Origin of the sequence: Nocardioides sp. SLBN-35 (assembly GCF_006715725.1) — a bacterium.
Lineage (GTDB): Bacteria > Actinomycetota > Actinomycetes > Propionibacteriales > Nocardioidaceae > Nocardioides.
In genome coordinates this window covers 1,679,852-1,705,011 of sequence record NZ_VFNU01000001.1, presented here as the reverse complement: position 1 = coordinate 1,705,011, position 25,160 = coordinate 1,679,852, and the positions used below count along the sequence as shown (strand labels likewise).

The window sequence follows — 25,160 nt, the reverse complement described above, 5'->3', positions numbered from 1 at the left end:
GAGCGCGCGGTACCCCGCTCAGCGGTGCTGCAGCCGGATCGCCCGCTCGACAACATCCAGCGCCGCCGGGTAGCCGGCCGGCTCGGGGCCGATGAACGTCAGGCGGAGGTACGGCGCCGCCGGCTCCGCCGGGAACCACTCGTCGCCCGCGGCGACCCACACCCCGTCGGCCGCGCAGTCGCGGACGACCTGCTCGGCGTCGGTGCCGTCGGGCAGCCGGGCCCACAGGTGCAGCCCGCCGGACGGGACCGCGTCGAGCGCGAGCGAGGGCGCCTGCTCGCGGACGGCGGTGACGAGCAGGTCGCGGCGCTCACGGAGCTGGCCGCGCAGTCGGCGCAGGTGGGTGCGCCAGCCGGGGTCGCTCACGACCTCGAGCGCGGCCTGCTGGAGCAGCCCGCTGACGTACATCGACTCGGCCGCGCGGTCGCCGAGGATCCGCTCCCGCGCCGGCCCACGGGCACACACCGCGGCGACCCGGACCGACGGCGAGACGCTCTTGGTCAGCGAGCGCAGGTGGACGACGCGCCCGGAGTCGTCGCGGGCGGCGATCGGGCGGACCTCGCCGTCGATGGCGAAGTCGTGGGCCCAGTCGTCCTCGACGAGGAACGCGCCGTGCCGCCGTACGACGTCGAGGACCTCCTCGCCCCGCTCGAGGCTCCAGTGCGCGCCGGTCGGGTTGGCGAAGCTGGGCTGCACGTAGAACGCACGGGCCCCGGTCTCGCGGAACGACCTCTCCACCTGCGCCGGGTCCGGACCGTGCACGTCGCTCGGCACCGGGACAAGCTCGACGCCGGCCTGGCGGGCGGCCTGGATCGCGCCCCAGTACGTCGGCGACTCGATGAGCAGCGGCTGGCCCGGCGCCACGAGCGCCCGGAAGATCGAGGCCAGCGCGCTCTGCGACCCGGGCGCGACGACCACGTCGTTCGGGGTGACGGCGCTCAGGTGGGCGGGCGTCGCGTCGGCAAGCTCGGTGGCGAACCACGCGCGCAGCTCGGGCACTCCCGCCGCCGGCGGGCGCGAGGTGGCGGCTGCTCCTCGCGCGGCCCGGGTCAGCGCGGTGCGGACCAGCCGCTCGGGCAGCAGGTCCGGGCCCGGGTAGCCCGCGTGCAGCGCCTGCACGTCGGGCGGCGGCGTCTGCAGCGGGCCGGCGACCTTCGCCAGGTCGGCACGCGGCGAGCGGAGCGCCGCGGTCTGCCAGCCGAAGTCAGGCCCCCGGGCAGGCCGGACCGCGCGGACGAAGGTGCCGACACCGGGACGGCTCTCGACGAGCCCCTCGGCCACCAGCCGGCGCAGCGCCTTCTGCACGGTGACCGGGCTGGCGCCGTACTCGGTGACGAGGTGGCGCGACGACGGCAGCTGGGCGCCCGCGGCGGCGTCCCGGATCCAGGTACGGAGTCCCGCGACGATCCGCGCACTGCTATCGTTGCTCATGTCAGCACAGAGTAGCGCTATCGTCTCCCGATCGCATCCGCTATCAACCGTTCCCGCCGGGCTGGCCTGGGGCCTGGCCGGGGTCGTCGCCTTCTCGTTCACGGTGCCGCTCACCCGGGTCGCCCTCGGCGGGCTCGACCCGCTGTTCATCGGCGCGGGCCGCGCGGTCGTCGCCGCGGCGCTGGCCGCCGGCGCGCTCGTCCTCACCCGGCAGCCGCTCCCCCGCGGCCGCCAGTGGCTGCGGCTGGCGATCGTCGCCGGCGGGGTCGTCGCCGGGTTCCCGCTGCTGACGTCGTACGCGCTGACCGAGGTGCCGGCCAGCCACGGCGCCGTGGTGATCGCGATGCTGCCGGCCGCCACCGCCGTGATCGCGGTGCTGCGCACCGGCGAGAGCCCGGTCCGCGCGTTCTGGGCGTTCGCCGCGCTGGGCGCGCTCGCGGCCGTGGGCTTCGCGATGCTGCAGGGCGGCACCGGCGGCCATCTCCAGCGGGCCGACCTGCTGCTGGTGCTGGCGGTGCTGGCCTGCGCGACCGGGTACGCCGAGGGCGGGGTGATCTCCCGCGAGCTCGGCTCCTGGCAGACCATCTCGTGGGCGCTGGTGCTCGCCGCGCCGGTGATGGTGGCGCTGACGGCGACCAGCATCGTCACCGAACCGCCGTCGGGCAGCCCGACCCAGTGGCTGTGCTTCGCCTACCTGGCGTGCATCAGCATGTTCCTCGGCTTCTTCGCCTGGTACCGCGGCCTCGCGATCGGGCCGATGGCGCAGGTCAGCCAGGTCCAGCTGGCCCAGCCGGTGCTGAGCATCGCCTGGGCCGGGCTGCTGCTCGGCGAGCAGATCACCTGGCTGACCCTGGCCGGCGGGTTGACCGTGGTCGCGTGTGCCGCGGGCGCTAGTTCTTCCCGCGCCCGTACAGCCCGCGCACGACCTTCGTGAGCTGCTGCTCCTCCTTCGCCGTACGCCGGAAGGTGGTCAGCGCGATCGCCGGCTTGAACCGCTGGCGGGCGATCGCGTGCGGGTAGGTGAACTCGCGCAGCCCGTCGGGGCCGTGGATGCGGCCGAAGCCGGAGTCGCCGACACCGCCGAACGGCAGGGTCGGGATGCCGGCGAAGGAGATGACGCCGTTGATCGCGGTCATGCCGGCGCGCAGGCGCTGCGCGATCTCCATGCCCTGGCTCTTCGAGAACACCGTGGAGCCCAGCGCGTAGCGGGTGCCGTTGGCGCGCTCGATCGCCTCGTCCATGGTCTTCACCCGCGACACCGTCACGGTCGGGCCGAAGGTCTCCTCCTGCACCGCGGCCGAGTCCTCGGGTACGTCGACCAGCACGGTCGGCTGCACGAAGCGGGCGCCCTCGGGCACCGGGCCGCCGACCAGGGCGCGGCCGCCGCGCGCCAGGGCGTCGTCGACGTGGCGGCGGATGATGTCGACCTGCGAGGGCATGGTGATCGGGCCGACCTGGCCGCCGGGGCGGGCCTCGAGCTTCTTCGCCTGGGCGACGAGCTCGTCGAGGAACTGGTCGTAGACCCGGTCGTGGACGTAGACCCGCTCCACACCGGCGCAGGTCTGGCCGGCGTTCGCGGCCGCGCCCCACAGCGCCGCCTCGGCGGCCTCGGCGACGTCGGCGTCCTCCGCGACGATCAGCGCGTCCTTGCCGCCGGCCTCGATCACGACCGGCGTGAGCGACTCGGCGCAGGCGGCCATCACCCGCTTGCCGGTGGCGGTGGACCCGGTGAACGCCACCTTGTCGACACCTGCCGTGGTGAGCGCGGCGCCGGTCTCGCCGTACCCGGTGACGACCTGGAGCACGGGGCGGCCGACGACCTCCCGGAAGGTCGCGGCGAGCCACTCCCCGACGCCGGGGGTGTACTCCGACGGCTTGAAGACGACCGCGTTGCCGGCCGCGAGGGCGTAGGCGATCGACCCCATCGGGGTGAAGACGGGGTAGTTCCACGGGCCGATGACGCCGACCACGCCGAGCGGGCGGTACTCCACGCTCGCGGCCTGGTTGACCATCAGCAGGCCCGGCGAGACGCTGCGCCGCTTGAGCACCTTCTCCGCGTGGCTCGCGGCCCACGCGAGGTGGTCGATCGCGAGCGCGGTCTCGAGCAGGGCGTCGCCGGCGGGCTTGCCGGTCTCGCGCGCCATCAGGGCGGCGAGCTCCTCCATCCGGCGCGCGATCACCTTGCGCCAGCGCACCAGCGCCTTCTTGCGGCCGTCGAAGCCGAGCGCCTGCCACCACTCGGCCTGCTTGCGGGCCGTGGCGACCGCGGCGTGCACGTCGTCGGCGGTGTGGATCGGGTGGGTGCCGACGACCGCGCCGGTGGCGGGGTCGAGCGAGGTGAAGGTGGCGGCGGCATCGATGGTCACGCCCCGAACCTACTCGCGAGTCAGTTCGAGCGGAATGGCGTCAGGAACAACACGATGAGCGCCAGATGGGCAGTGATCACAACGCCGGCGATGACGATCGCCGCGACCGGCCGCCGCCGGGCGATCCACTCGGCCGCCTGGTAGGCCAGGGTGATCAGGGCGAGCGCCACCGTGACGTGGAGCAGCACCGCGAGCGCGATGCCCGACACGACGCCCGCGACGGCGAACCTCCCCCACGTCAGCCCGAGCAGCAGCGGTACGACGACCGCCCCGGCCAGGCCGCCGACCAGCTCCAGCACGAACGACCGCTCGCCCATCCACGGCACCTCGTCGATGACGTCGAACAGGTCCAGGGTCGCCAGCACGCCGAGCACGACGACGATCGCCACCGTGGCCGCGGCCGCGACCTTGTAGCGCAGGTGCGTCGCCCGGCTCCAGGTCGCGGACCCGTGCCAGATCGTGGAGAGCGTGATCGCCGACCAGACCAGCCAGCTGCGCACCGGGCCGGTGTCGGTGTCGCGCATCGCCGCGCGGAACACCCGGTCGGCGGCGACCCGGTCGAGCACGTGCCCCTCGACGGAGAGGTACGTCGGTGCCTCGTCGGGCGCGTGCACCAGCCCGTCGTGGATCAGCGCCGGCGGCAGGTGCCTGCCGGTGCGCGGCACCAGCCAGGTGAAGATCGTCGGCACCGAGGTCAGGTCGGTCTCGAAGGTGCCGAGGTCGGCGGGGACCAGCAGGTCGCCGTACTCACGGTCGCGGTAGGCGATCCGGTGCAACATCCGGAACCGCTCGGTGCGGCGGTGCACGTCGCCCGCCTCGACCCGCTCGAGCACGATCTTCGGCGGGTCCGCCGACCCCTCGTCGTGGAAGCGCTCCGGCTCCGGCCGCACCGGTCGCCACGGGCTCAGCTGCATGATCCGGTCCCCTTCCCGAGTCGGGCGAGCCCCTTCCGGTCGCCCGGACCGAAGTCTTCCCGACCGACGCTCTGCGCGTACATCAGCTCGCGCCGCGAGTCGACGTGGTCGAGCCCCAGCACGTGGCCGAGCTCGTGGAGCAGCGTGGCCCGCTCGTCGCCGTCGTCCTCGACCGCGGCGACGTCGAGGACCACGCGGCCCGTGACGTACCAGAGCCGGCGGCCCCGCTGCCGCGCTGCCGAGCCGCCGATCCCGGCGACGTCCCCCTCCAGCTCGGGGACCTCGTCCGCGCTGGCCCAGGCGATCAGGACGGGAGGGTCCGACTCGCGTTCCTCGGCGGCGTTCGCCGGGCGCCGGTCGGTGGTGCCGACGTAGGTGAACCGGAAGCCGCTCACCGCCGCCACCTCGGCCACCGCGTCCCGCACCCGCGCCACGGCCTCGTCGTCGCTGCCGCGCGCGTGCAGCGGGTTGACCTCATAGCGGATCGGCTCGCACGGGCGCCAGGTGACGGGCTCGCCGGCGGCGTAGGGCTGCTCGTTCAAGAAGGCGTACGTCGGATCGGGCACCTCGCGCCCGAAGCCGGTCGCTCCCAGCGCCACGACGCCGGCGAAGAGGGCCACGCTCAGCAGGAGCACGACACCCCACAGCCGGCGACCCGTCACCCGATGCTCACCCGATGCCGTCCGGCTCGGTGACCGGGCGCTCGCAGACGAAGCCCCGGCAGACGTACGCCGCGGGCCGCCCGTCCACCGCGGTCCGGCCCGCCAGCAGCGGGATGTCCTCACTCGCCTCGTCGGCGGCGACCACGACGGCGCCCGGGAGGGTGAGGGCCTTCGCGACGAGCGCGTCGCGCTCCACCCCGGCGGGACCGACGACGGCGACCTCCAGCGGCCCGTCGAGCATGGTCACCGCGGCCGCGAGCGACCAGCCGGCGAACCGCGGCGCCTTGTCGGCCAGCACGCTGACCGTTGCCAGCGCGGTCTCCGCCGCGTCGCGGTAGCGACCCACCCCGGTCAGCGCGTGCGCCTCCACCAGCGCGTGGACCAGGCTGCTGAACCCGCTCGGGCTCGCGTTGTCGCCGGGGTCGCGGGGACGCGCGACGAGGACCTCGGCGTCGGCGCTGGTGTCGAAGAAGCCCCCGTCCGGAGCGGCGAAGCCGGCCAGTGCAGTGTCGAGGAGCCGGGTCGCGAGCCGCAGCCAGCGGGGATCGGCCGTCGCCTGCGCGAGCGCGAGGAAGCCGGACGCCACGCAGCCGTAGTCCTCCAGCACACCGGCATGTGCGCCGGCCACGCCGTCGCGGGAGACCCGCAGGATCCGCCCGTCCTCGAGGTGCAGCCGCGCCAGCAGCTCAGCGGTCCCGGTCGCCGCCTCGATGTAGTCGGGGCGGCCGAGCCGCCTCCCAGCGTCGACCAGTCCACTGATCGCGAGCCCGTTCCACGCGGCGACCACCTTGTCGTCGCGCGCGGGACGCGGACGCTGCTCGCGGGCGGCGAGCAGGCGGCGCCGTACGTCGGCCAGGCGGTCCCGGTCGGCGGGGTCCTGGGGGTAGTGGCGCAGCTGCAGGGTCGACATGCCGTGCTCGAAGGTGCCGTCCTCGGTCACGTTGAACAGCTCCGCGGCCCAGGCGCCGTCCGTGGGGCCGAGGGCCTCGGCGAGCTGGGCCGGCGTCCACGCGTAGAACAGGCCCTCCTCCGCATGCCCGCCCGGCTCGGCCGGACTGTCCGCGTCGAGCGCGGAGGCGAACCCGCCCTCCGTCGTACGCAGCTCGCGGAGCATGAAGTCCGCGGTCTCGGTCGCGATCCGGTCGCCGAGCTCGCTGCCGAGGCGGGCGTAGAGCCCCAGCAGCTGGGCGTTGTCGTAGAGCATCTTCTCGAAGTGCGGCACCACCCAGGCGCGGTCGACGGCGTACCGTGCGAAGCCGCCGCCCACCTGGTCGTACATCCCGCTGCCCGCCATCGCCGCGACCGTGCGCGCCAGCATGTGCCGTGCCTGCTGCTCGGAGTCGCCGCGGTAGCGCCGCAGGAACTCCAGCACCATCGTCGGCGGGAACTTCGGCGCACCCCCGAACCCGCCCGCCATGGCGTCGTACTCCTGCGCCAGGGTCGCCACCGCCCCGTCGATCCGCTCCCCCGTCAACGCGTACGACGGCAGGCTCGCCTCCTTGCGCAGGTGCTCGGCCACGCTGGCCGCGGTCCGCCGTACGTCATCGCCGCGGTCCACCCACGCCCCGCTGAGCGCCTGCAGCACCTGCGTGAACGACGGCGACCCGTGCCGCGGCTGGTCCGGCAGGTAGGTCCCCGCGAAGAACGGCGCCCCCTCGTGGTCCATCACCACCGTCATCGGCCACCCGCCCTGCCCCGTCATCGCGGTGGTCGCCTGCATGTAGACCGCATCCACGTCCGGCCGCTCCTCGCGGTCGACCTTGATGCTGACGAAGTGCGCGTTGAGGTAGTCCGCCGTCGCCTGGTCCTCGAAGGACTCGTGGGCCATGACGTGGCACCAGTGACATGCCGCGTAGCCGACGCTCAGGAGGATCGGGACGTTCCTCTCCTTCGCCTCCGCGAACGCCTCCGGCCCCCACTCCCACCAGTCGACGGGGTTGTCCTTGTGCTGGAGGAGGTACGGGCTCGTTGCGTTCGCGAGACGGTTGGGCACGTGTCCACGCTAGTCGGGGGCTTGTCACTAGCGGGAGCGAACCGCGACGCGGGGTGGGCGCCGCGGATGCGCGTCCGTCGCCGCGCATTGACGCGCGTCGGAAGTCGCGCATCCGGATCGGCAACGGGACGTGTCCCCCGCTAACTGATCGGGTGGTCGTGCACCGCCGAGGAGAGGTGCACGCCGTTCAGCTCCAGGTAGAGCTGCCGCTCCGTCACGGTGAGCGTGATCGTGTTGCGGCGCTCCATCGTGTCCACCGCTGAATCGATGAACCCGGGATCGAAGCTATGCAGCACGATCTCGGCGGCGCGGTGGATCCTCGCCCCTGACCACTGAGCGAGCACCTTGGCCGGGTCGCGGTGCGTGTAGATCGTCGTGCGCTCGGCTGCCTTGCTGCCCGTGTGAAGCCGCGCGGCATCCGGTGCACCGACCTCGATCCAGGCGAGCAGCTTCCCGCTCAGGTCGCGCACCAGCACTGCCGGGGCGTCGGTCGCGGAGATGCCCTCGCTGAAGGTGATGCCCTCTTCGTGCTCGAGGCAGTAGGCGAGCACGCGCGTCACGAGGTACGCCTCGGTCTCTGACGGATGCCGCGCCGCGCGCAGCGTGAACTCCTCGTAGACGCCGCGGTCCGTGTCGGCCAACTCGACTTCGAACGTGTGCATCGTCGCACCGGCCGCCATGGGGCTCACCCTAGTCCGGGAACGGGGACCTCCCGAGCCGTCGTCACGCGGCCTGATCGCGGCGAAATGACGCGCCCGACCAGTTGTGTCGGAGGTCGGGCCTAGCTTCGTTCCATGAGTCAGGGCAAGTCGCGACGCATCAGAGGTAAGCGTCGCCGCACTCGAGCCTGCGGAGACAAGACGCCTTACTCCGAGGATGCCGCCCGCCACGCTGCGATTGCTATGACCAAGCGACGCGGCGTTCTGTTCCACGCCTACAAGTGCCCGTTCTGTCATCTCGCCTCGGGCGCGTGTGGGTGGCACATCGGGCACGCTCAGCGGTTGAGTCGACGCTTGGGTTAGAAGCGGCGACGTGACGTAGGCGTCCACACACGATGCACCGTCAGCTCCGTCAACGATTTGCCGCAAGCAACTGGCACGAGTGGAGCTACTGCGGGGCGCTTAGCGCCACATCGCGGTCGATCGCGGCTACGCCGCTAGTTGCGATTCAGACCGTGGCGCCGCGAGTCGAGTGCGTGCTTGAAGTGGCCCTCGGCCGCGTTGATCTCCAGGGTCGGAGTTGCTGGATCGAACACCCTGAGGACCGACAGGCGAAAGGTCGTTGGGTCGAGGCTTCGTAGTTCGACATTTCCCCCGTGGCCGTTAGTGGCGTAGGCCGCCCACCGTTGGAGTAGGTTCTCGGCGCCATCGGCCTTGCCAACGTAGTGCCTGCCGTCGCGGGTGTCGGTGATGAGATAGATCCCGATGACCGACGAGAGTGCAGTCCGCCAAGCTGCGTAGCGATGTTCCCGGAGGACAGCTTGTAGTTGCGGGTAGTCGAGCGTGAGTGCGTCGAACCCCGGAAAGCGGATGGGCTGTGAGTCGGCGATTTCAACGATCGGGTAAACCGCTGCGGTAGTACCCCAGATCCACCAGGTGCGCGGAGATCGCCACCCGATCACCAGTCGATCCCGAAGGTCATCCAAAAGGTCGATGACTTCGAGGTTGAAGACACGCCGGCTGGGATCGGCGCATGCTTCCTCGCCGTTGTAGCGGAGGACCGCCCATAGCCTCGCCCGGTCGCCTCCCTCGGGGCGGAACACAACCCAGTACGGCGGAGGCGCGGCGGGGAAGATCCGCGGGTTAGATGACTGAACCCGCGTGTACTCAAGGATCTCGGCGTCGGTTGAGTCCGGGTGAAGGTTTCCGCGCTCCCGTACGTACGCATGTCGGATCACCATGGCATCGGTTGGATCTAGCCCTGCGCTGGCGAAGATCGCTGAAGCCGTGAGTGTCATGTGCCGAAGCGTAGAGCTGCCCGTGGGCGCGCCGGCAAGCGGCGGAGTGACGCAGCCATTCGGACACGCTGCTGTGCATAGCGATCACGAACCGACGGATTCAGGACGGGATGCGGCCACGCTACGTGCCCACAAGTTCCTTGCGCATTTCGCGTAGGACGACCTTCAGATGGGCGGTTACCGGCGGCAGGGCATCCCTACCTGCCGTTGCCTCTCGAAACGCGTCGCGCAGGAGTTGAGAGAGCCGTAGAACGTTGTCTCTCACACCCGGGTCGGCGATCAAGACTATGTCTGAGTCCATTCTCCTTTGTCGGGCCAAGCACCCAAGGGCTCGCGCAGCGATCGGATCGGCTGTTTCGACTTCGGCTACCGCCGAAACTTCAACGCCAGCGGGTCGCTCGGAGTCGCGCAGATCCCTTAGCGCTTCGACGAAATCCTCCACAGAGTCGAGAAGTCGGCCGTAGGTCTCTCGGCGCTCAGCCCGGAGTCGCTGTAAGCGGTCTTCTCGTATGTCCTTCTCACGGAGGGAGGCTTCGTGAGCGTGCGACCGTTCGACGTCCTCGATCGACCACTGGCGTTGTCGGCTGGCCATGCGGGACTGACCAAGCCAGGCAAGCATCGACCCGATCACCGTCGTGCCTGCTCCGCTGAGCCACAGCGCTACATCGCTTGCCTCCATTTGCTGAACGTACCGTGGGCGGCCCTGCGGTCTTGAGATTCGGCACGGAAACAGGACAGCGCCCCCAAGCTCTCTGTCCGGTGTCAGGGCCAAGTATGCGTTGTCACTTCAAGGTTGCGGCGTAGTCCAAAGGCTGTCGCGCGCCTGTTCCAGCCGCGACCCTTGAGCTGAGTCAAGCTCCGCGATCTGACCGACTCGCGGCGGTAAAAGGCATCGGGTCCAGCAACGGCCCTGGCCAACACTGACGGCGCCGTCAGTAGTCGGCCAAGTATTTTTCAGCCCTTGCCAGCGTTGATTCGATCCGTTCGATATGTCCAGCCTCCGTTCGACGCTTGGCCAAACGTCGCTTCATTCCGACGCGCCCCCACCACGGTGCCCAGGTCACCCGTGAGACCTCGCCGGCGGCCGCGCGAACTAGGTCGGCGAACTCGCCGTTGATGCCGCCTCCGTACTCCGGGTCGGGATCGTCGTCCCAGGATGCCTGGCTCAACCACCGCGCGCAGTATGCGAAGACTTTGTAGTGCGCGATTACGCGTCGAGGCACACGTGCGATCAGCGCAGCCGTCTCGAGCTCGCGCATACTCTCAGTGAAGTTCGGCGCAGGCGTCGTCCCTCCAGCCCACCGTGCCGTCTCTGCGTCCGAAAGATGCTTCAAGACGTCGCTGCGAACCTGACGCCGCTGCTGGCTCCCGATCAGGTACTGACCGATGAACGAACCGACGCCCAAGGCGCCGACTATCGAGACCACGTCCGACCAGCTCACGCGCCGAGCCTAGAGCCGCCGCCGGATTTGGTGCATCGCGGCGGATTGATGCGGCCAGCGAGGCGGCCGGTGCTAAGGGTCCCCCAGCTGGTGCACCTCGTCGACCGCCGTCGGCCTCCTGCCCCTCGTCGGCTATGGCGAAGATAGCGTTTGGACCCCAATACTGTTCGCATTGATCCCCCGCCAACACGACCGCTCGATGTTGCGAGGCTGACCCACGGCGTACTCCGGCGTTTGGCGATCCGATCGATGAGCCGTGACGCGCCTGTGCCGCGCCGAGCGATGTGCATGGCGAGAATCGATTCCTGAACGCAGCCGGTCGCCCTAGCCTGAACCCGTGCTGACTCGACTTCGGCTGAAGGACCGCTTCTGCGCGACCTATGTTCCATTGCCGTTCGGACTCTCGACTGCGGTCGCATCAAACGGCAACTTGGTCATCCCGCCCAAGGACGGAACGAGCGATGTCGGGCGCCCGCCGGTGACGGTGCGCTTCCACGAAGGGTCGTCTCGACGGGGAGTCATCGACATGTCCGCAAGTGAGGCGGCGATCGCTGGCTCCCGACACCCCGAACTGGCACGCAAAGAACTGGCGCCAGCGTTGGCCGCGCTCCAAGCACGATCGTGTGCACCGACCCCGCCTCGGGTCGGCGTCGGCGAGCTCATCACCGCTATTCCGCCGGTACCCATCACACCTGAGATTTCGACCGACCTGTTCAATTACTCGCTCCGGGCCCTGAACCGATTCTTGGCTGTCTACATGGTTGCGACGGAGGACAGCGCCGTCCATCCCGTAGTCATTGAGCACCTCGGACCCGAGATTGTCCTCGCTCTACGTCGCCGGCGCCTGGGCGCAAACCGGAAACTGATACTGCCGAACTTCATGGCGCCGCCACGAGGAATGCAGTCAGAGCACCCCGACCACCTGCTTGGACTGCTTCCGCGACTGCTGAGAAGCGAGCCTCACAACCATCCACTCGACCAGGTCCGGCGCCTTAAGCTGCGCGCACACCGGCTCTTCGACGGTGGTGAGCACGACGTAGCTGTCGTTGTGCTCCAGTCCAGCGCCGAACGGCTGGTACATGCGCTGCACTTCCTTATCCGGGTCGACCAAGACTGTGACCGGCAGAGTGCGGAGGAGATGGTCGACAAGCCGTTCAAGACTGCACTCGCTCGTCTCGGTGAAGAGCTGGGCGGCAACTGGCAAACCAAGTCCAATGGCCCGGTGAAGACGTATTGGTCGGACTTGTACGAGTTGCGTGGCCGACTCATTCACGGAGGACACTCCGCCGAACGGGATGCGGTCATCGACGCATTCGCCGCCTACGACGGCCTGTGGCGGCACGCGCTCAAGCAGGCGCTCGCAGTGCGTCGCCGTCTTCCACGGACGGCGTTGGCCCTGCATGGCGGCATCGGTTTGAAGGAGGCTGGCGCATTGGATGCGTTCATGCGGCAGTTCGTTACTGATATCGAAGGAGCCGGAGAGGACTATACGTTCTGGCTGCCCCGGGACGAGCGCTGAGTCGACGCGGTGCACTGCGGCTGGAGACCGCCTCCGACTGGGCTGCAGTCATGGAGTCCGGTCGGAACGGAAGAAGCGAGGTACTTGTCATGACGATGTACCTGGCGATTGAGGCGAAGCCTCATCATGGATCGCCACACGCACGGTGTGGCACTACGCCGCCCGGCGGTAGACCTACGGCGACGCCAGGACGCGGCGGTATGCGCGCACATCACTGCCGATCCGTGCACGCCCCCAAAGGCGCGACTCGTAGCCAGGTCGAGCGGTCGCGCACGGTGGAACGATACGTCGGGTGGTCCGGCGTAGGCCGCGAGGTCGGCCACTAGGGTTGAGCAGGTGTCAACTGCAGCGCGAGTATGAGATGTCCGAGGGTGCCGAGTGACTGACGTCTTCCCTGATGAAGAGAAGGACCGCCACTACCTAAACGTGGGCCGGATCGCGGCGATCTTCGCGGCCTGCGAGGATCACGCCGCCTACCTGCTGTTCACGGCACGAAACGGCCGCTTGCCCGAGAACGATGAGCATCTCGAACTCGCGAAGTATTCCGAGCGGCTCCGCAAGGACATGCGGACCGAGATCGATCCCGATCTCGCGAACGACCTCGCGCGCTTTGCCGACTATCGGAATCTCATGGCGCACTCAGTCATGCGCTACGACTACGTCGAGACTGAGCCGGACGAGAACGGCATCCGTCTGATCACAGGCATTGAGAATCATCGGACAGTCAACCCGCGCAGTGGTACGCCGGTGCCGATCCCGAGCGACGACGAGATCTCCGAGCATCGCTCAGAAATGAACATCTGGTGCCGCGGCGTGTGGATCCGAGCCAAGGAGTTGCTCTCCACGCAGCAGTAGGCCCGAATGGGATAGTTCGGGCTGACACCGGTTGGCGCAGCAGTCCCATTCGACGAAAGTGGTTGGCGATTGCCGATAGGCCGCGAACGAAGTCGTGTTTGTCCTAGAGTTCAGTCTGCCAACTTCTTGACGCAGACGACGTCGCTGGTTTTCGACCTCCCGGTTGTGTGCGCATGCCATTGGAGTTGTACCTGCGCGCCTCACGGTTGTAGTAGTTGCCGGCCTTCTTGACGCCAGCGTTGTATTCACGGATCTCACGGTTGGCCGAGTCAACTGCACGCTCTCGCTGGGCGGTCGTCCGCGGTGTCTTGCGGACTGACCCCGTGGATGAGATTTCTCCACTCATATCGCGCAGAGCACGACGGCTACGAGGAAGGCCGCGCGATCGTCAGCAACTGACCTGCCGTCTCGACAGCGTCGAGGACGCCGGTTCGATCTTTGCGTTGCACCGACATACGAAGGTCGACTCAGGCAGACTCGCGGCGTGCGGGTCACTCGTCTTTGCGTTCAGAACTACAGCAGGCTCGCTGACGTCAGCATCGACGTGCGCAAGCACCTCGTGCTGGTAGGTCCGAACGACGTCGGTAAGTCGTCACTCCTGCGCTGCCTCAACCTGTTGCTGGGCGCGAGCACTGCGCAGCTGTACTCGTGGGTCGTGTCTGACGACCTACGGGACCCGGACCAGCCACTCATCGTCGAAGCGGACCTGAAAGAGTTCGACCCCGGTCAAGAGGCTCTCTTCCCGGACGAGATCACTGTGGACCCGGTAACCGGCGACAAGACGCTAACGATCAAGCTGGCCGCCACGTTCGACGCGAACCAGACGCTGACTGTGGAGCGAACGGCGCCGGATGGTGGCACTGGTCGGCAACTCTCGCGAGAGCAGATCGCCGGGCTCGGCTGGCAGATGCTGGGAGCCATGGGGCTTTCGCGCGATCTACGCGCCGATCGGCGCTCACATCTCGACGACATTCTTCAGACGGTCGACTTGGGGCCCGAGCAAGCCACCTTCGATGCACTTGCGACGCAGTTTCAAGACGCGTTGAAGAACTCGACGATGCTCGACGCGCTCAGGACCAATCTCGCTGGTCAACTTTCTCGCACCCTTCCTGAGGCAGTTGCCAAGGATGACCTTTCGTTCGTCCCAGGAGCCAGCGCCGAGAACGATGTTCTCCATGACGTCCGATTGCAGATCAAGAAGGGCGGGCAGCAACGCTGCCTGTCCGAACAGTCCGATGGCACCCGAGCCCTATTCGCCATCGCGCTGTACGACATGGCGAGCGTCGGTGCCAACATGGTGGCAATCGATGAGCCAGAGATTCACTTGCACCCAACCAGCCAGCGCAGCCTGGCGCGGTTGTTGCAGCAGGGGGGCAATCAAAAGTTCATCGCCACGCACTCGGCCGACATTGTTGGAGCGTTCGAGCCGGAGTGCATTGTGGTGGTCCGTTCAGGCGGCAAGGTCGTTCAGCCCCAGGCCAACTTCCTAAGCGCCGACGAGCGCATGACCGTTCGTTGGTGGGTCCGCGACAAGCTCGAGCCGCTCACAGCCCGTCGTGTAGTGGCAGTGGAAGGGATCTCCGACCGCATCATCGTCGAGCGCTGCGCCGACGCAACCGACCGGAATCTTGATCGCCTAGGCTGCTCACTCGTCGAGACCAATGGAGCCGGCGATATGGGCCCGGTGATCAAGATCTTCGGGCCGAGCGGTTTCGACATTCCGATGTCGCTCCTCATCGATGCAGACGCCAAGGGCTACACAGCATCGAAGCTGGGCGTTGCCGTCGCCGACCTTCATCTTCGTTCGACGTGGGTATCAGACCCCGACCTCGAGGCTGAGTGCGTGGCGGCACTCGGCGCTGGAACCGTGTGGACGGCCATCGAGCATTCAACGCTATTCACCGACAACGAGCGCGCCAACTGCACAGCCACAGGAGCGGGTGGCACGCGAACTGCCGACGACGTCGCCGCTTTCTGCCGCTCGACTTCGAAGCACAAGGTGCGCGCCGCGCTCGTTGTCGCGCCACTCGTCGGCGAGGCGGAAGCCCGTGCAATCGCGAGTATTGAAAAGCTTCTGACCGAGATCGAGCTCATCTGAAATGGTCCAGCCCACCCAAGCCCAACTCGACATCCGCGAGCATCCCCACCTTGATCTCCTTGTCGTTGCGCCAGCCGGCTGCGGAAAGACGGAGGCGCTGGCACTGCGGGTCCAAGGTCTGCTTCAGCGAGGGACGGCAGCGCCGCCACGACGCGTCCTGATCACGACGTTCTCGAACCGAGCTCGAGACAACATTCGCGATCGTCTGGCCTCTTACCTAAGCCCCGCCGCGATGCGCGACCGTGTCACCATCGCCAACTTTCACGGGCTCTCCGCACGTATCTTCCGCGCGCATGCATCGGTCATCGGTCTAAGTTCCGACTTGGTCATCCCGGACTCTGACTGGGTGGGAGAACAATGCCGTAGTAGAAACCTCGGCTTCCAGCTCTCAGGCGCCGTTCAGGACCTTCTTCGTGAGACCAAGCAGCAGGGGATCGACGACGACGCGGTCGAGGAGCAGTTGATCTCGTCGAAACTCCCAGACGCCCTAGACATCGAGCGCCAACGGGTGGCGGACGGTCGGCTGACGTACGACGACCTGCCGAGACTTGCTGAACTCATCCTCGCTAACGATGGCGTCGCTGAACTATATCGCCACCACTTCGAAGCAGTCGTCGTCGACGAGTTCCAAGATCTCACCCCACAACAGCTACGCATCGTCAATCGGATCGGACACGGCAAGACGACCTACGCCGGTGACCTTGCCCAGGGGATCTACGGTTTCGCCGGGGCTCGACCCGACGAGATCGACCGGCAGGTCAGAAGTGAGACATCGACAGTCATCGAATTCGCAGACTCGCACCGTTCATCCCCGGCGGTGCTCGGCATGGTCAACGCGCTGTCACCTCTGACCGGTGGAACCGCCCTCACATCAGCGAGACCAGCTTCCTGGCCTCACGGCGGGTTGGCAGCTCAGATCATCTTTCCGACCCCAGAAGCCGAGGCGGACTGGGTGATCAAATGCGCCCGTTTCCTGTTGTCTTCGGCCCCGAACCATCGCATCGGCATTCTTGCCCGTACGGCCAGCCGGCGGCGCTTCGCCGATGCCGTGGTGGAAGCGAGCGAACTACCGTCCTACAGGTGGGACGACGGGATCCTCGATACAGACACCGCTCGCATCATTAGGGCGATGCTCTCGCGCATCAACGTTGCTGACTTCCAGGTCGCGAACGACCCGCTTGACTACCTGAGGAAGGCGGCCGGCCTCAGCGGTGTGCAGGATCCGAGTACCCGCGAGGCCTTGGGTGCAGCACTGAACTGGTGCTGCGACCTGCTGCAGCAGGGTGTCGCACCGAGCAGCATCAAGACACGGATTCGGGTCGGCGATGAGTCCACGCTGTTGAGCATGCCCGGGGTTCACCTCCTCACCGGGCACGTCGGCAAAGGTCAACAGTTCGACTGGGTCATGGTCGTGGGAGCAGAAGACGGATGCATCCCGGACTTCCGAGCGACTAGTCCCGCGGCCATTCAGGAGGAGGCGCGGATCGTTTCCGTCATGCTCTCCCGCGCGCGTCACGGTGCCGTGATCATGTGTGCTCAGCGTGTCCCCGCAGCGACCTCAGGGGTCTCGTACGCGAAGAAACCGTCGCGGTTCTGGCCTTACCTACAGCCAGTGTGCGTCGACTCAGCGGCCGCCGTGGCCTGGTTCAAAGCAGCCAATTGGGATGAGGTCCGAAAGAGGTAGCGACGGTCGTTGTTGGCCATCTCCGTGCATCAATCTGGGTGGAATGGCGTTGGCCCATGGCTGTGGTCGACCGCTCCCCCACTTCGTCCTTACCGAGCACTGAATACGCAGGCGCCACTCAGACCCAGCACGTCCGATCCGCTCCCCTACCGCCAGGTCGTCGAACGACGGGCCGCCTCGTGGATCGCCGCGACCTCGCGCTCGGTGAGTCGCGGCGGGAGCGCGCGAACGTACTGGCTGATCCTGCGACGCTGAACGACGACGACGGCTCCGTCTTCGGGCTGCTTCTTGATCTTGAGCCCCTGGTGGGCGCCCATCACCGCGATCACGCCGAGCGCGGTCACGGGGAAGCCGACCTGCTCAGTGAGCAGGCGAGCCGCCCGCTTGGCCTCGTGTCGGCTGTTGCGGATGTACGGCACGCGGCGACCGTTGACCATGAACGTGTCTCCGCCGACCCAGACACTCGCCTTCGGGTGGTGCTTGGCGTTCACGGTGAGCACGCCGCCCGGACCGATCACCAGGTGGTCGATGTCGGATCCCCGGTCGCCGACCCTGATCGCGTGCAGGACGCGCCACTCCGGACCGAGCTTGGCCAGCTGTGCCGCGACCGCTTGCTCACCGTCGGCGCCGATGCGCCACGCACGCTCGTCCGTCTTCACGTCGAACGCCCGCGCCAGGAAGTGCCTGACCTTGCCTTGCGCCGCGCGCGCGGCGAGCGCCTGCTCGCGGGCGGCACTGCCTGCGGGCTCGCTGCCGATGTCCTCCCACGCCGGCGGCGATTCGGCGGCGACATCGGACGCAGCGACCTCAGCGAGTGCGGTCTCCTCCGTTGATCACGCAGCCGACACGTCGGTGACCCGGAGCAGCACGCCGCCGCCGACGGTCAGCGCTTCAGGGTCTGCGACGGAAGCTCCTGGTACGCCGCCCGGTAGGCCTGGGCGAACCGCCCCAGGTGGAAGAACCCCCACTGCGCCGCGATGTCGGTGACCGACACCGTGGCGGGGTCCGCCGCGAGCAGGTCGGCGCGCGCGCGGGCGATCCGCGCGCTGCGCAGGCGCTCGAGGGGGGTCATGCCCAGCTCGCGCTGGAAGGCCTCCTGCAGGGTGCGGGCGGAGACGCCGGCGTGGCGAGCCAGCTCGGCGAGCCGCCACGCACGCTCGGGCTCGGCCTCGATCAGGTCGACGACCGCGCGTACGACGCGGGGGCAGGAGGTCTCCGGAGGGGCGACGACCTGCCGGTTGTTGGGCTGGGCGGCCAGCAGCCCGGCGATCAGGGTCTGCTCGAAGTGGGTCGAGGCCAGCGGCGAGCGGAAGAGCGCGCCTCCGGCCTCGATGTCGTCGAGGGCGAGGTGGACCAGTCGCAGCCAGGCGCGGGTGGCGGGCGTCTCGAGGTCCATCGCGGGGTTGAACACGACCGGCGCCGTGGCCTCGCCGTCGGAGGCGAGCTCCTCGACGGCGTGGCGGCGCAGGTAGACCAGCAGCTGCTCGCAGCCGTCGCTCCACACCATGTCGACGGCCTCGGTCGGCGATCCGACCGACGCGCGGCTGCGCGAGGACGCCACGACCTGCTCCCCGACCCGCACCCGCGCCGTGCCCTGGAGCGGGACCTGGACGAGGAAGAAGTCGTCGAAGGTGCCGGGCGTGATCCGGACCTCGTCGCCGTAGCGCAGGTAGTTGAGGCTGATGTCGGCGCCGATGGACGCCGAGCTGTGCACCATGTCGAGCCGGCCGTCGCGCCGCGTGAGCTCGAGCCGATGGGCGCAGAACCGCTCGCCCACCTCGCGGCGCGCCTGGTCGACGTCCGCCGTCTCGATCTGGCGGTGCTCGGCGAGCAGTGTCCTGGCCACCCCGGCTCCTTCGACTCGTGCTGCGTCCATTGGCGCACCATCGCCACCATATGTCAACGGCGGAACGATCGTTGGTGACCCGTCACGTCCCGCTTCGTCCGGCGCTCGCGGCGGATCTCGTCGCGGTTGGCGGACGTCACCTGCGTTTTCCGGATAGTGCACGCCGTCGCGGATGCCTACGTTCCCGACAACGCGATGTGACCTGCATCGCACAGCATACGAGGCGGAGGTATCCCCATGACCGATCTGACCGGTCGGACCGCGATCGTCACCGGAGGCGCGACGCTGCTGGCCCACGGGGTCGTCGGCGCGCTCGCCGCGGCCGGCGCCCGGGTCGTCGTCGCCGATGTCGACGAGGAGGGCGGCCGGGCCGCCGAGAAGCTGGGCGACGAGGTTGTCTTCGCGCGCACCGACGTCACCGACGACGCCTCCCTCGCCGAGCTGGTGGCCGGCACGGTCGACCGCTTCGGCGGGATCGACATCGTCGTGAACCTCGCGGCGACCTATCTCGACGAGGGCTTCGCGACCCCCCGCGCCGACTGGCTCAAGGCGCTCGACGTCAACGTCGTCTCGATGGTGGAGGTCGTCCGCGCCGCGCACCCGCACCTGCGGGCCAGCGAGCACGCCGCCGTCGTCAACTTCACCTCGATCTCCAGCAAGGTCGCGCAGACCGGGCGCTGGGTCTACCCCGCGTCGAAGGCAGCGATCGTCTCGCTGACCCGGTCAATGGCGATGGACCTCGCCGGCGACGGCATCCGGGTGAACTCGGTCAGCCCCGGCTGGACGTGGTCGAAGATCATGGACGACCTCTCCGGCGGCGACCGCGCGAAGACCGATGCCGTGGCCGCGCCGTTCCACCTGACCGGCCGCGTCGGCGACGGCGCCGAGATCGGGGCCGTCGTCGCGTTCCTCGCCTCCGACGCCGCATCCGTCGTCACCGGCGCCGACTGGGCCGCCGACGGCGGCTACTCCGCCCTCGGCCCCGAGCAGGCCGTCCCCGCCATCCCGCAGCTCTCCGAGTGAGGTCACCCGCCATGAAGATCGCGATCGTCGGAGCCGGCTTCGCCGGCATCTCCTCCGCCAAGGTCCTTCGCCAGCTCGGTCACGACGTGACCGTGCTCGAGAAGACTCCCGACATCGGCGGGGTGTGGAGCCGCACCCGCCGCTACCCGGGCCTGAAGACGCAGAACAACAAGGGCACCTACTGCCTCTCCGACAAGAAGATGCCGCGGGACTACCCCGAGTGGCCGAGCGGCGAGCAAGTGGCGGCCTACCTCGCGTCGTACGCCGACGAGTTCGGCGTCACACCGCACGTCCGGCTCAACGCCGAGGTGGAGCACGCCGCACCGACGCCCGGCGGCGGGTGGGACGTCACCACCGCCCGCGGCACCGAGCACTACGACCACCTCGTGCTTGCGAGCGGGATCTTCTCCCGTCCCTTCGTGCCGCCGGTCGACGGCCTCGAGGACTTCGAGCAGGCCGGTGGGCAGTACCTCCCGTCGAGCGAGTTCCACAGCCTGGACCAGGTGCGCGGCAAGCACACCGTGGTCCTCGGCTACGGCAAGTCCGCCTGCGACATCACCGTCGAGATCGCCAAGGAGGCCGCCGCCACGTCGGTCGTCGCCCGCGAGCTGCTCTGGAAGATGCCACGCAAGGTCAGCGGCGTCGTCAACTACAAGTTCCTGATGCTCAACCGCCTCGGCGAGGGCCTGTTCCGCTACCGCTCGGTCAACGGCGCGGAACGCCTGCTCCACGCCCGCGACTCGATGCTGGCCAACAACATGCTCGGCACGGTCGAGAGCGTCACCACCAAGCAGCTGCGGCTCGACAAGCTCGGACTCGTCCCGCAGGGCACCTTCGCCGACATCGCGAAGTCGACCGTCTCCCTGGCCACCGAGGGCTTCTTCGAGGGCGTCTCCTCCGGCGCGATCCGGGTCCACCGCGACACCGTGATCACCCGCTTCCTCGAGAAGGACGGCAAGCCCCACGCCGAGCTCGCCAACGGGCAGGTGCTCCGGGCCGACGTGGTGATCGCCGCCACCGGGTGGACCCAGGACATCCCCTTCCTGCCGCGAGAGGTGCTCGACCACCTGCTCGACGACAACGGCGACTTCCTGCTCTACCGGCAGATCCACCCGATCAACGTCCCCGACCTGAGCTTCGCCGGCTACAACTCGTCGTTCTTCTCCCCGCTGTCCGCCGAGGTGTCGGCGATCTGGATCGGCTCCCACCTCGGCGGGCACCACCGGCTGCCCTCGCGCGAGGAGATGCTGGAGAGGACCCGCGCCCGCCTGGCGTGGATGCGCGAGCGCACGGGTGGCATGCACGCACGGGGCACGAACATCATCCCGTTCTCCATGCACAACGTGGACGAGGTGCTCTCCGACGTCGGCCTCGACGTGCCGCGGCGCACGAAGGCCAAGCAGTGGCTGATGCCGGTGAAGCCGGCGGACTACCGCCGGATCACGCCGAGGCTCGCCCGCCGGCTGGGCGTCGGCAAGCGATGAAGGACGAGTACGACGTCGTCGTGATCGGCGCCGGGATCAACGGCCTGGTGGCCGCCGCCGAGCTCGCCGGGGCGGGCCGGAGGGTGGCCCTGGTCGAGGAGCGGGACCGCCTCGGCGGGTTCATCGCCTCCGACGAGCTCACCGTGCCCGGCTTCGTCCACGACACGTTCAGCTCCTGGCACCCACTGTTCCAGGCCGGCGGCGCGTACGCCGACCTCGGGGCCGACCTCCACCGCCACGGCCTCGCCTACCGCAACGCCGACGGGGCCGTGACCGCGTCGGTCTCCGAGCGCGGCACCGTGGTGGCCCACCGCGACCCCGCCCGGACCGCGGAGGGCTTCGCGCACCAAGCCGACCGGACGGCGTACGCGTCGCTGCTGGCCGACCTCGGTCGCTGGGCGCCCCACGTGTTCGGCGCGCTCGGGTCCGAGCTGCGCACCCGCGACCTGGCCCGGCTCGGCCTCGGCGCGGCCCGTGGGCTGGGTCGCGACGGGCTGAGCGAGCTGGCGCGGGTCGCGATGCAGAGCGGGCGCGGCCTGGGCCGCGAGCGCTTCGCCGGCCCCGAGGTCGACCAGCTGTGGGCGCCGTGGCTGCTGCACGCGGGCCTCGCGCCCGACCAGGCCACCGGTGGGCTGATGCTCGCGGTGATGGCGTTCACGATGCACGAGATCGGGCTCCCGGTCGTCGAGGGTGGCGCGAGCGCCTTCGTCGCCGCGTTCGAGGCGCTGCTCGAGGAGCGCGGCGTCGACGTGTTCCGCGCGACGCCCGCGAAGTCGATCACCGTGCGGTCCGGCCGTGCGGTGGGCGTCGAGACCGGGGCCGGCCACCTGCGCGCGGCGACGGTGCTCGCGTCGACCTCGACCGGCCGCCTGTACGACGGCCTCCTCCCGCCGGAGGCCGTCGGCGAGCACGGACGACGCGCTGTCGCCCGGCACCGCCCCGGTCGGGCCGCGGCCCAGATCCACCTGGCGCTCGACGCGCCGCTGCGCTGGACCGACAGCCGCCTCGACGAGGTCCCGCTCGTCCACGTCAGCAACGGCTCGGACAGCACCGCGATCGCCTGCGCCCAGGCCGAGGCGGGTCTCCTGCCCGCGGAGCCGACCGTCGTCGTCGGCCAGCAGTGCGTGCTGGACCCGAGCCGGGCTCCCGAGGGCCGGGCGACGCTGTGGATCCAGCTGCAGGAGCTCCCGTGGCGCCCCGTCGGGGACGCCGCGGGCGAGCTCGATGCCGCCGAGGGATGGACGCCCGCCCTCGCCGAGGCGTACGCCGAGCGCGTGGTCGCCCGCATCGAGCGGTTCGCTCCCGGGCTGGCCGGCAGCGTGATCGGCCGCCGCGTGATCGACCCGACCGGGCTGGCCTCCGCCAACGCCAACGCGGTGCACGGCGACCCCTACGGGGGCGCGGCCGAGCTCGACCAGTCCCTGCTGTGGCGCCCCGGCACGGGAAGCGGCCACCGCACCGGCGTACCGAACGTCTTCCACATCGGGGCGTTCACGCACCCGGGCCCGGGCCTGGGCGGGGGCTCCGGCCACCTCGTGGCCCAGCAGCTGATCAGCAGGCGGCGGGCACCAGGACGACGTCGCCGGAGCTGAGCGACCACCGCCGCGAGGCCTCGCTGACGATGTCGGCGAGGCCTCGTCCTGCGTCGTGGAGGGAGTCCAGGTCCCCGGTCTCGTCGCGGCTGACGACCCACGGCCCGATCGCGAGCCGGCTGTCGTGGAGCACGGCGCCGGTGGCACCGAGCAGGTGCTCGACGGCGCGCTCGCGGGCGACCTCGCGCGTGGGGCTGCCGATGATCACGGCGAGCATCCTGCGCCCACCGGGAAGGTCCGTACCGGCGTCGTGGACGTCCGGACGGGCGAGGTGCGTGACCTGCTCGCCGTCGACGACGAGCACCCGGCCGGGGGCGGGGAGCGGCGCGAGGAGGGTGACGTCCTCGAGGCGGTGCTGCGGCGTCAGCCCACAGGCGGACATGGCGAGGTCCAGCACGGTCTCGCTCCGCAGCGCCTCCGACGCGTCGGCGTACGGCAGTGATGGGTCCTCGCTCAGGTCGACGATGCCGTCGTCCTCGATGAGCCCCCAGCCGGTGCCACCGGCGTGTCGGAAGGTGGTGATCCTCATGTCACTCGAGCGTGGTGCCGGCCTCGGCGCCCTCGAGGAAGATGTTGGGCTTGAGGAAGAAGGCGATGAGCAGCGCGCCGTTCGGCGCGTGGGCACGGTGCTGGTTCCCCTTGGGTCGCCACGAGAAGTTCCCGGGCGTGGTCTCGCCCTCCTCGTCGACGATGCTGCCCTCGAGCACGTAGGTCTGCTCGATCTCGACGTGCTCGTGCAGCGGCAGGACGGCGCCCGGCTCCCAGCGGAACAGCGCGGTCAGCAGGCCGGTCTCCGGCTCGCGGAGCAGCACCTTCATGTCGATGCCCGGGAAGCCGGTCGGCTTCCAGGGGAGCTCGTCGACCTGGACGTAGCGGGAGGCGAGGGGCGGAAGGGCGTTGAGCTCGTCCGCGTGCGGGGTCATGGCGGGCATGGCGGTTCTCCTTCGGTGCTGGTCGGTCGCTTCAGTTGCCGGGGCGGACGAGGCGCTCGTCGGGGATGACGGCGACACCGACGATCTCGATGAGCGCCTCGGGCTGCCACAGGCCGGTGGTGCCGATGCCGGCCATCGCCGGGTAGACGGGACCGGCGAGCTCGCGCCAGACGGCACCAATCTCGCGGCCGTGGGCCTGGTAGTCGGGGATGTCGGTCAGGTAGATCGTGATCGACACGAGGTCCTCGGGCACGCCGCCCGCTGCACGCAGCGTGGTGAGGACGTTGCCGAAGGCTTGGCGGAACTGCTCGACGATCCCGCCGGGCACGATCTGCATGTTCGCGTCGAGGGCGGTCTGGCCGCCGAGGTGGAGCGTGTTGCCGCTCAGCGTGCCGTGCGAATAGCCGCTCGGCGCGGCCAGCTCCGCGGGGTTCACCGCCACGGGCGTGAGGTCCGGCGTGACGTCGTGGGTGAGGTCGGTGGTCATGCGATCCACCATAGGTTGCGTATTGACATCAGCGCAACGTTCGTGTCAAAAATGACATATGCGAATGGCCACGGTCACCCACCCCACCGGCACCCGCGCCGCCGTCGAGGTCGACGGGCGCTGGCACGCCCTCCCGGCCGCCGACCTGAGCGAGCTGCTGGCGTCCGGCCTGGCACCGGTCCCCGGCGACGAGCTCCCCGGCGCGCAGCCCGTGCTGCCGCTGCCCCGCCCCGGCAAGGTGATCTGCTGCGGCCTCAACTACGGCGACCACATCGCCGAGACCGGCCGCGAGACGCCGGCGTACCCGACCCTCTTCGCGAAGTACGCCGACACGCTGCTCGCGCCGGGCGCCGACATCGTGCTGCCCGCCCACGACGGGCTCCAGCTGGACTGGGAGGCCGAGCTGGCGGTCGTCGTGGGCACCGAGCTGCGCAACGCGACCCCGGCCGAGGCCGAGCAGGCCATCGCGGGCTACACCGTCGCCAACGACATCTCCGTGCGCGACTGGCAGCGCCGGACGCTGCAGTGGTTCCAGGGCAAGGCGTGGGACGCCACCACTCCCCTGGGCCCGGTCGTCGTCACACCCGACGAGCTGGACCCGAGCGCCGGCGTCGAGGTGCTGTGCCGGGTCAACGGCGTCGAGCGCCAGCGCGGCAACACCAAGACACTCGTCTTCGACAGCGCCGCACTCCTGTCCTACGTCTCCACCTTCACCGTGCTGCGGCCCGGCGACATCGTGCTGACCGGCACGCCCGGTGGCGTCGGCATGGGCATGGAGCCGCCGACCTACCTCCGCGACGGCGACGTCGTCGAGACCGAGATCCCCGGCATCGGGCTGCTCACCAACACCGTCCGCATCGCCTGACCCACCCCAC

23 protein-coding genes are annotated in these 25,160 nt (G+C 69.4%); 9 read left to right on the top strand and 14 right to left on the bottom strand.

The window, feature by feature from the left end; all coding sequences use genetic code 11:
* Positions 1–18: 18 nt before the first annotated feature.
* On the bottom strand, positions 19–1,431 hold the full coding sequence (locus tag FBY23_RS08365) for a PLP-dependent aminotransferase family protein (RefSeq protein ID WP_141797729.1): 1,413 nt from the start codon (positions 1,429–1,431) through the stop codon (positions 19–21).
* Here FBY23_RS08365 and FBY23_RS08360 point away from each other — a divergent pair.
* Entirely contained in the window at positions 1,430–2,365 is a 936-nt protein-coding gene (locus FBY23_RS08360; protein ID WP_141797728.1) for a DMT family transporter, read from the top strand. The two genes, FBY23_RS08365 and FBY23_RS08360, sit on opposite strands and share 2 nt — an antisense overlap.
* Here FBY23_RS08360 and FBY23_RS08355 read toward each other — a convergent pair.
* From FBY23_RS08355 to FBY23_RS08320, 8 genes are all read right to left on the bottom strand, one after another.
* A complete protein-coding gene (locus tag FBY23_RS08355; protein ID WP_141797727.1) occupies positions 2,322–3,797 on the bottom strand; it encodes an aldehyde dehydrogenase family protein in 1,476 nt (491 codons plus the stop codon). The two genes, FBY23_RS08360 and FBY23_RS08355, sit on opposite strands and share 44 nt — an antisense overlap.
* A 20-nt stretch (positions 3,798–3,817) precedes the next feature.
* Entirely contained in the window at positions 3,818–4,711 is an 894-nt protein-coding gene (locus FBY23_RS08350) for a DUF1353 domain-containing protein (protein ID WP_141797726.1), read from the bottom strand.
* A complete protein-coding gene (locus FBY23_RS08345) occupies positions 4,702–5,373 on the bottom strand; it encodes a matrixin family metalloprotease (RefSeq protein ID WP_141797725.1) in 672 nt (223 codons plus the stop codon). Before FBY23_RS08345 ends, FBY23_RS08350 begins: the two co-directional genes overlap by 10 nt.
* A gap of 7 nt (positions 5,374–5,380) precedes the next feature.
* A complete protein-coding gene (locus tag FBY23_RS08340; protein WP_141797724.1) occupies positions 5,381–7,366 on the bottom strand; it encodes a thioredoxin domain-containing protein in 1,986 nt (661 codons plus the stop codon).
* A gap of 140 nt (positions 7,367–7,506) precedes the next feature.
* Positions 7,507–8,046 (bottom strand): YaeQ family protein, encoded by a 540-nt coding sequence (locus FBY23_RS08335; RefSeq protein ID WP_141797723.1) that lies wholly within the window; start codon positions 8,044–8,046, stop codon positions 7,507–7,509.
* A 476-nt stretch (positions 8,047–8,522) separates the two neighbouring features.
* A complete protein-coding gene (locus FBY23_RS08330) occupies positions 8,523–9,323 on the bottom strand; it encodes a GIY-YIG nuclease family protein (RefSeq protein WP_141797722.1) in 801 nt (266 codons plus the stop codon).
* A 121-nt stretch (positions 9,324–9,444) separates the two neighbouring features.
* Positions 9,445–10,002 carry a hypothetical protein gene (locus tag FBY23_RS08325; protein ID WP_141797721.1) on the bottom strand — a complete coding sequence of 186 codons (558 nt, stop codon included), beginning with the start codon at positions 10,000–10,002 and terminating at the stop codon, positions 9,445–9,447.
* Between the two features lie 253 nt (positions 10,003–10,255).
* Positions 10,256–10,765 carry a hypothetical protein gene (locus FBY23_RS08320; protein WP_141797720.1) on the bottom strand — a complete coding sequence of 170 codons (510 nt, stop codon included), beginning with the start codon at positions 10,763–10,765 and terminating at the stop codon, positions 10,256–10,258.
* A gap of 337 nt (positions 10,766–11,102) precedes the next feature.
* Between FBY23_RS08320 and FBY23_RS08315 the strand changes: the two genes are divergently transcribed.
* From FBY23_RS08315 to FBY23_RS08300, 4 genes are all read left to right on the top strand, one after another.
* Positions 11,103–12,284 carry a hypothetical protein gene (locus FBY23_RS08315; protein ID WP_141797719.1) on the top strand — a complete coding sequence of 394 codons (1,182 nt, stop codon included), beginning with the start codon at positions 11,103–11,105 and terminating at the stop codon, positions 12,282–12,284.
* A 378-nt stretch (positions 12,285–12,662) separates the two neighbouring features.
* Positions 12,663–13,139, top strand: a complete 477-nt coding sequence (locus FBY23_RS08310) for a hypothetical protein (RefSeq protein WP_141797718.1) — start codon at positions 12,663–12,665, stop codon at positions 13,137–13,139.
* Positions 13,140–13,623: 484 nt separating this feature from the next.
* The gene (locus FBY23_RS08305) at positions 13,624–15,237 is read left to right on the top strand and encodes an ATP-dependent endonuclease (protein ID WP_141797717.1); all 1,614 of its coding nucleotides are present in this window, start codon (positions 13,624–13,626) and stop codon (positions 15,235–15,237) included.
* Position 15,238: 1 nt separating this feature from the next.
* A complete protein-coding gene (locus tag FBY23_RS08300; protein ID WP_141797716.1) occupies positions 15,239–16,921 on the top strand; it encodes a UvrD-helicase domain-containing protein in 1,683 nt (560 codons plus the stop codon).
* 146 nt (positions 16,922–17,067) lie between these two features.
* Here FBY23_RS08300 and FBY23_RS08295 read toward each other — a convergent pair whose 3' ends face one another.
* Both FBY23_RS08295 and FBY23_RS08290 read right to left on the bottom strand, forming a co-directional pair.
* Complete coding sequence (locus FBY23_RS08295) at positions 17,068–17,580, bottom strand: nuclease-related domain-containing protein (RefSeq protein ID WP_222117772.1); 513 nt, start codon at positions 17,578–17,580, stop codon at positions 17,068–17,070.
* Positions 17,581–17,804: 224 nt separating this feature from the next.
* On the bottom strand, positions 17,805–18,767 hold the full coding sequence (locus FBY23_RS08290; RefSeq protein ID WP_141800931.1) for an AraC family transcriptional regulator: 963 nt from the start codon (positions 18,765–18,767) through the stop codon (positions 17,805–17,807).
* Positions 18,768–19,004: 237 nt separating this feature from the next.
* Here FBY23_RS08290 and FBY23_RS08285 point away from each other — a divergent pair, with 237 nt between their 5' ends.
* The 3 genes from FBY23_RS08285 to FBY23_RS08275 are packed head-to-tail and all read left to right on the top strand — an operon-like array spanning position 19,005 to position 22,866.
* Entirely contained in the window at positions 19,005–19,790 is a 786-nt protein-coding gene (locus FBY23_RS08285) for an SDR family oxidoreductase (RefSeq protein ID WP_141797714.1), read from the top strand.
* An 11-nt stretch (positions 19,791–19,801) separates the two neighbouring features.
* A complete protein-coding gene (locus tag FBY23_RS08280) occupies positions 19,802–21,274 on the top strand; it encodes an NAD(P)/FAD-dependent oxidoreductase (RefSeq protein ID WP_141797713.1) in 1,473 nt (490 codons plus the stop codon).
* Entirely contained in the window at positions 21,271–22,866 is a 1,596-nt protein-coding gene (locus FBY23_RS08275) for an NAD(P)/FAD-dependent oxidoreductase (protein WP_141797712.1), read from the top strand. Before FBY23_RS08280 ends, FBY23_RS08275 begins: the two co-directional genes overlap by 4 nt.
* Here FBY23_RS08275 and FBY23_RS08270 read toward each other — a convergent pair.
* From FBY23_RS08270 to FBY23_RS08260, 3 genes are read right to left on the bottom strand one after another with little or no spacing between them, the layout of a single operon-like run.
* Positions 22,826–23,395, bottom strand: a complete 570-nt coding sequence (locus FBY23_RS08270; protein WP_141797711.1) for an Rv2993c-like domain-containing protein — start codon at positions 23,393–23,395, stop codon at positions 22,826–22,828. The genes FBY23_RS08275 and FBY23_RS08270 overlap by 41 nt on opposite strands.
* Position 23,396: 1 nt before the next feature.
* The gene (locus tag FBY23_RS08265) at positions 23,397–23,798 is read right to left on the bottom strand and encodes a cupin domain-containing protein (protein WP_141797710.1); all 402 of its coding nucleotides are present in this window, start codon (positions 23,796–23,798) and stop codon (positions 23,397–23,399) included.
* 31 nt (positions 23,799–23,829) lie between these two features.
* Positions 23,830–24,285 (bottom strand): RidA family protein, encoded by a 456-nt coding sequence (locus FBY23_RS08260; protein WP_141797709.1) that lies wholly within the window; start codon positions 24,283–24,285, stop codon positions 23,830–23,832.
* A 64-nt stretch (positions 24,286–24,349) separates the two neighbouring features.
* On the opposite strand from FBY23_RS08260, the gene FBY23_RS08255 reads away from it, so the two are divergent.
* Positions 24,350–25,150, top strand: a complete 801-nt coding sequence (locus FBY23_RS08255) for a fumarylacetoacetate hydrolase family protein (protein ID WP_260805823.1) — start codon at positions 24,350–24,352, stop codon at positions 25,148–25,150.
* Positions 25,151–25,160 lie beyond the last annotated feature (10 nt).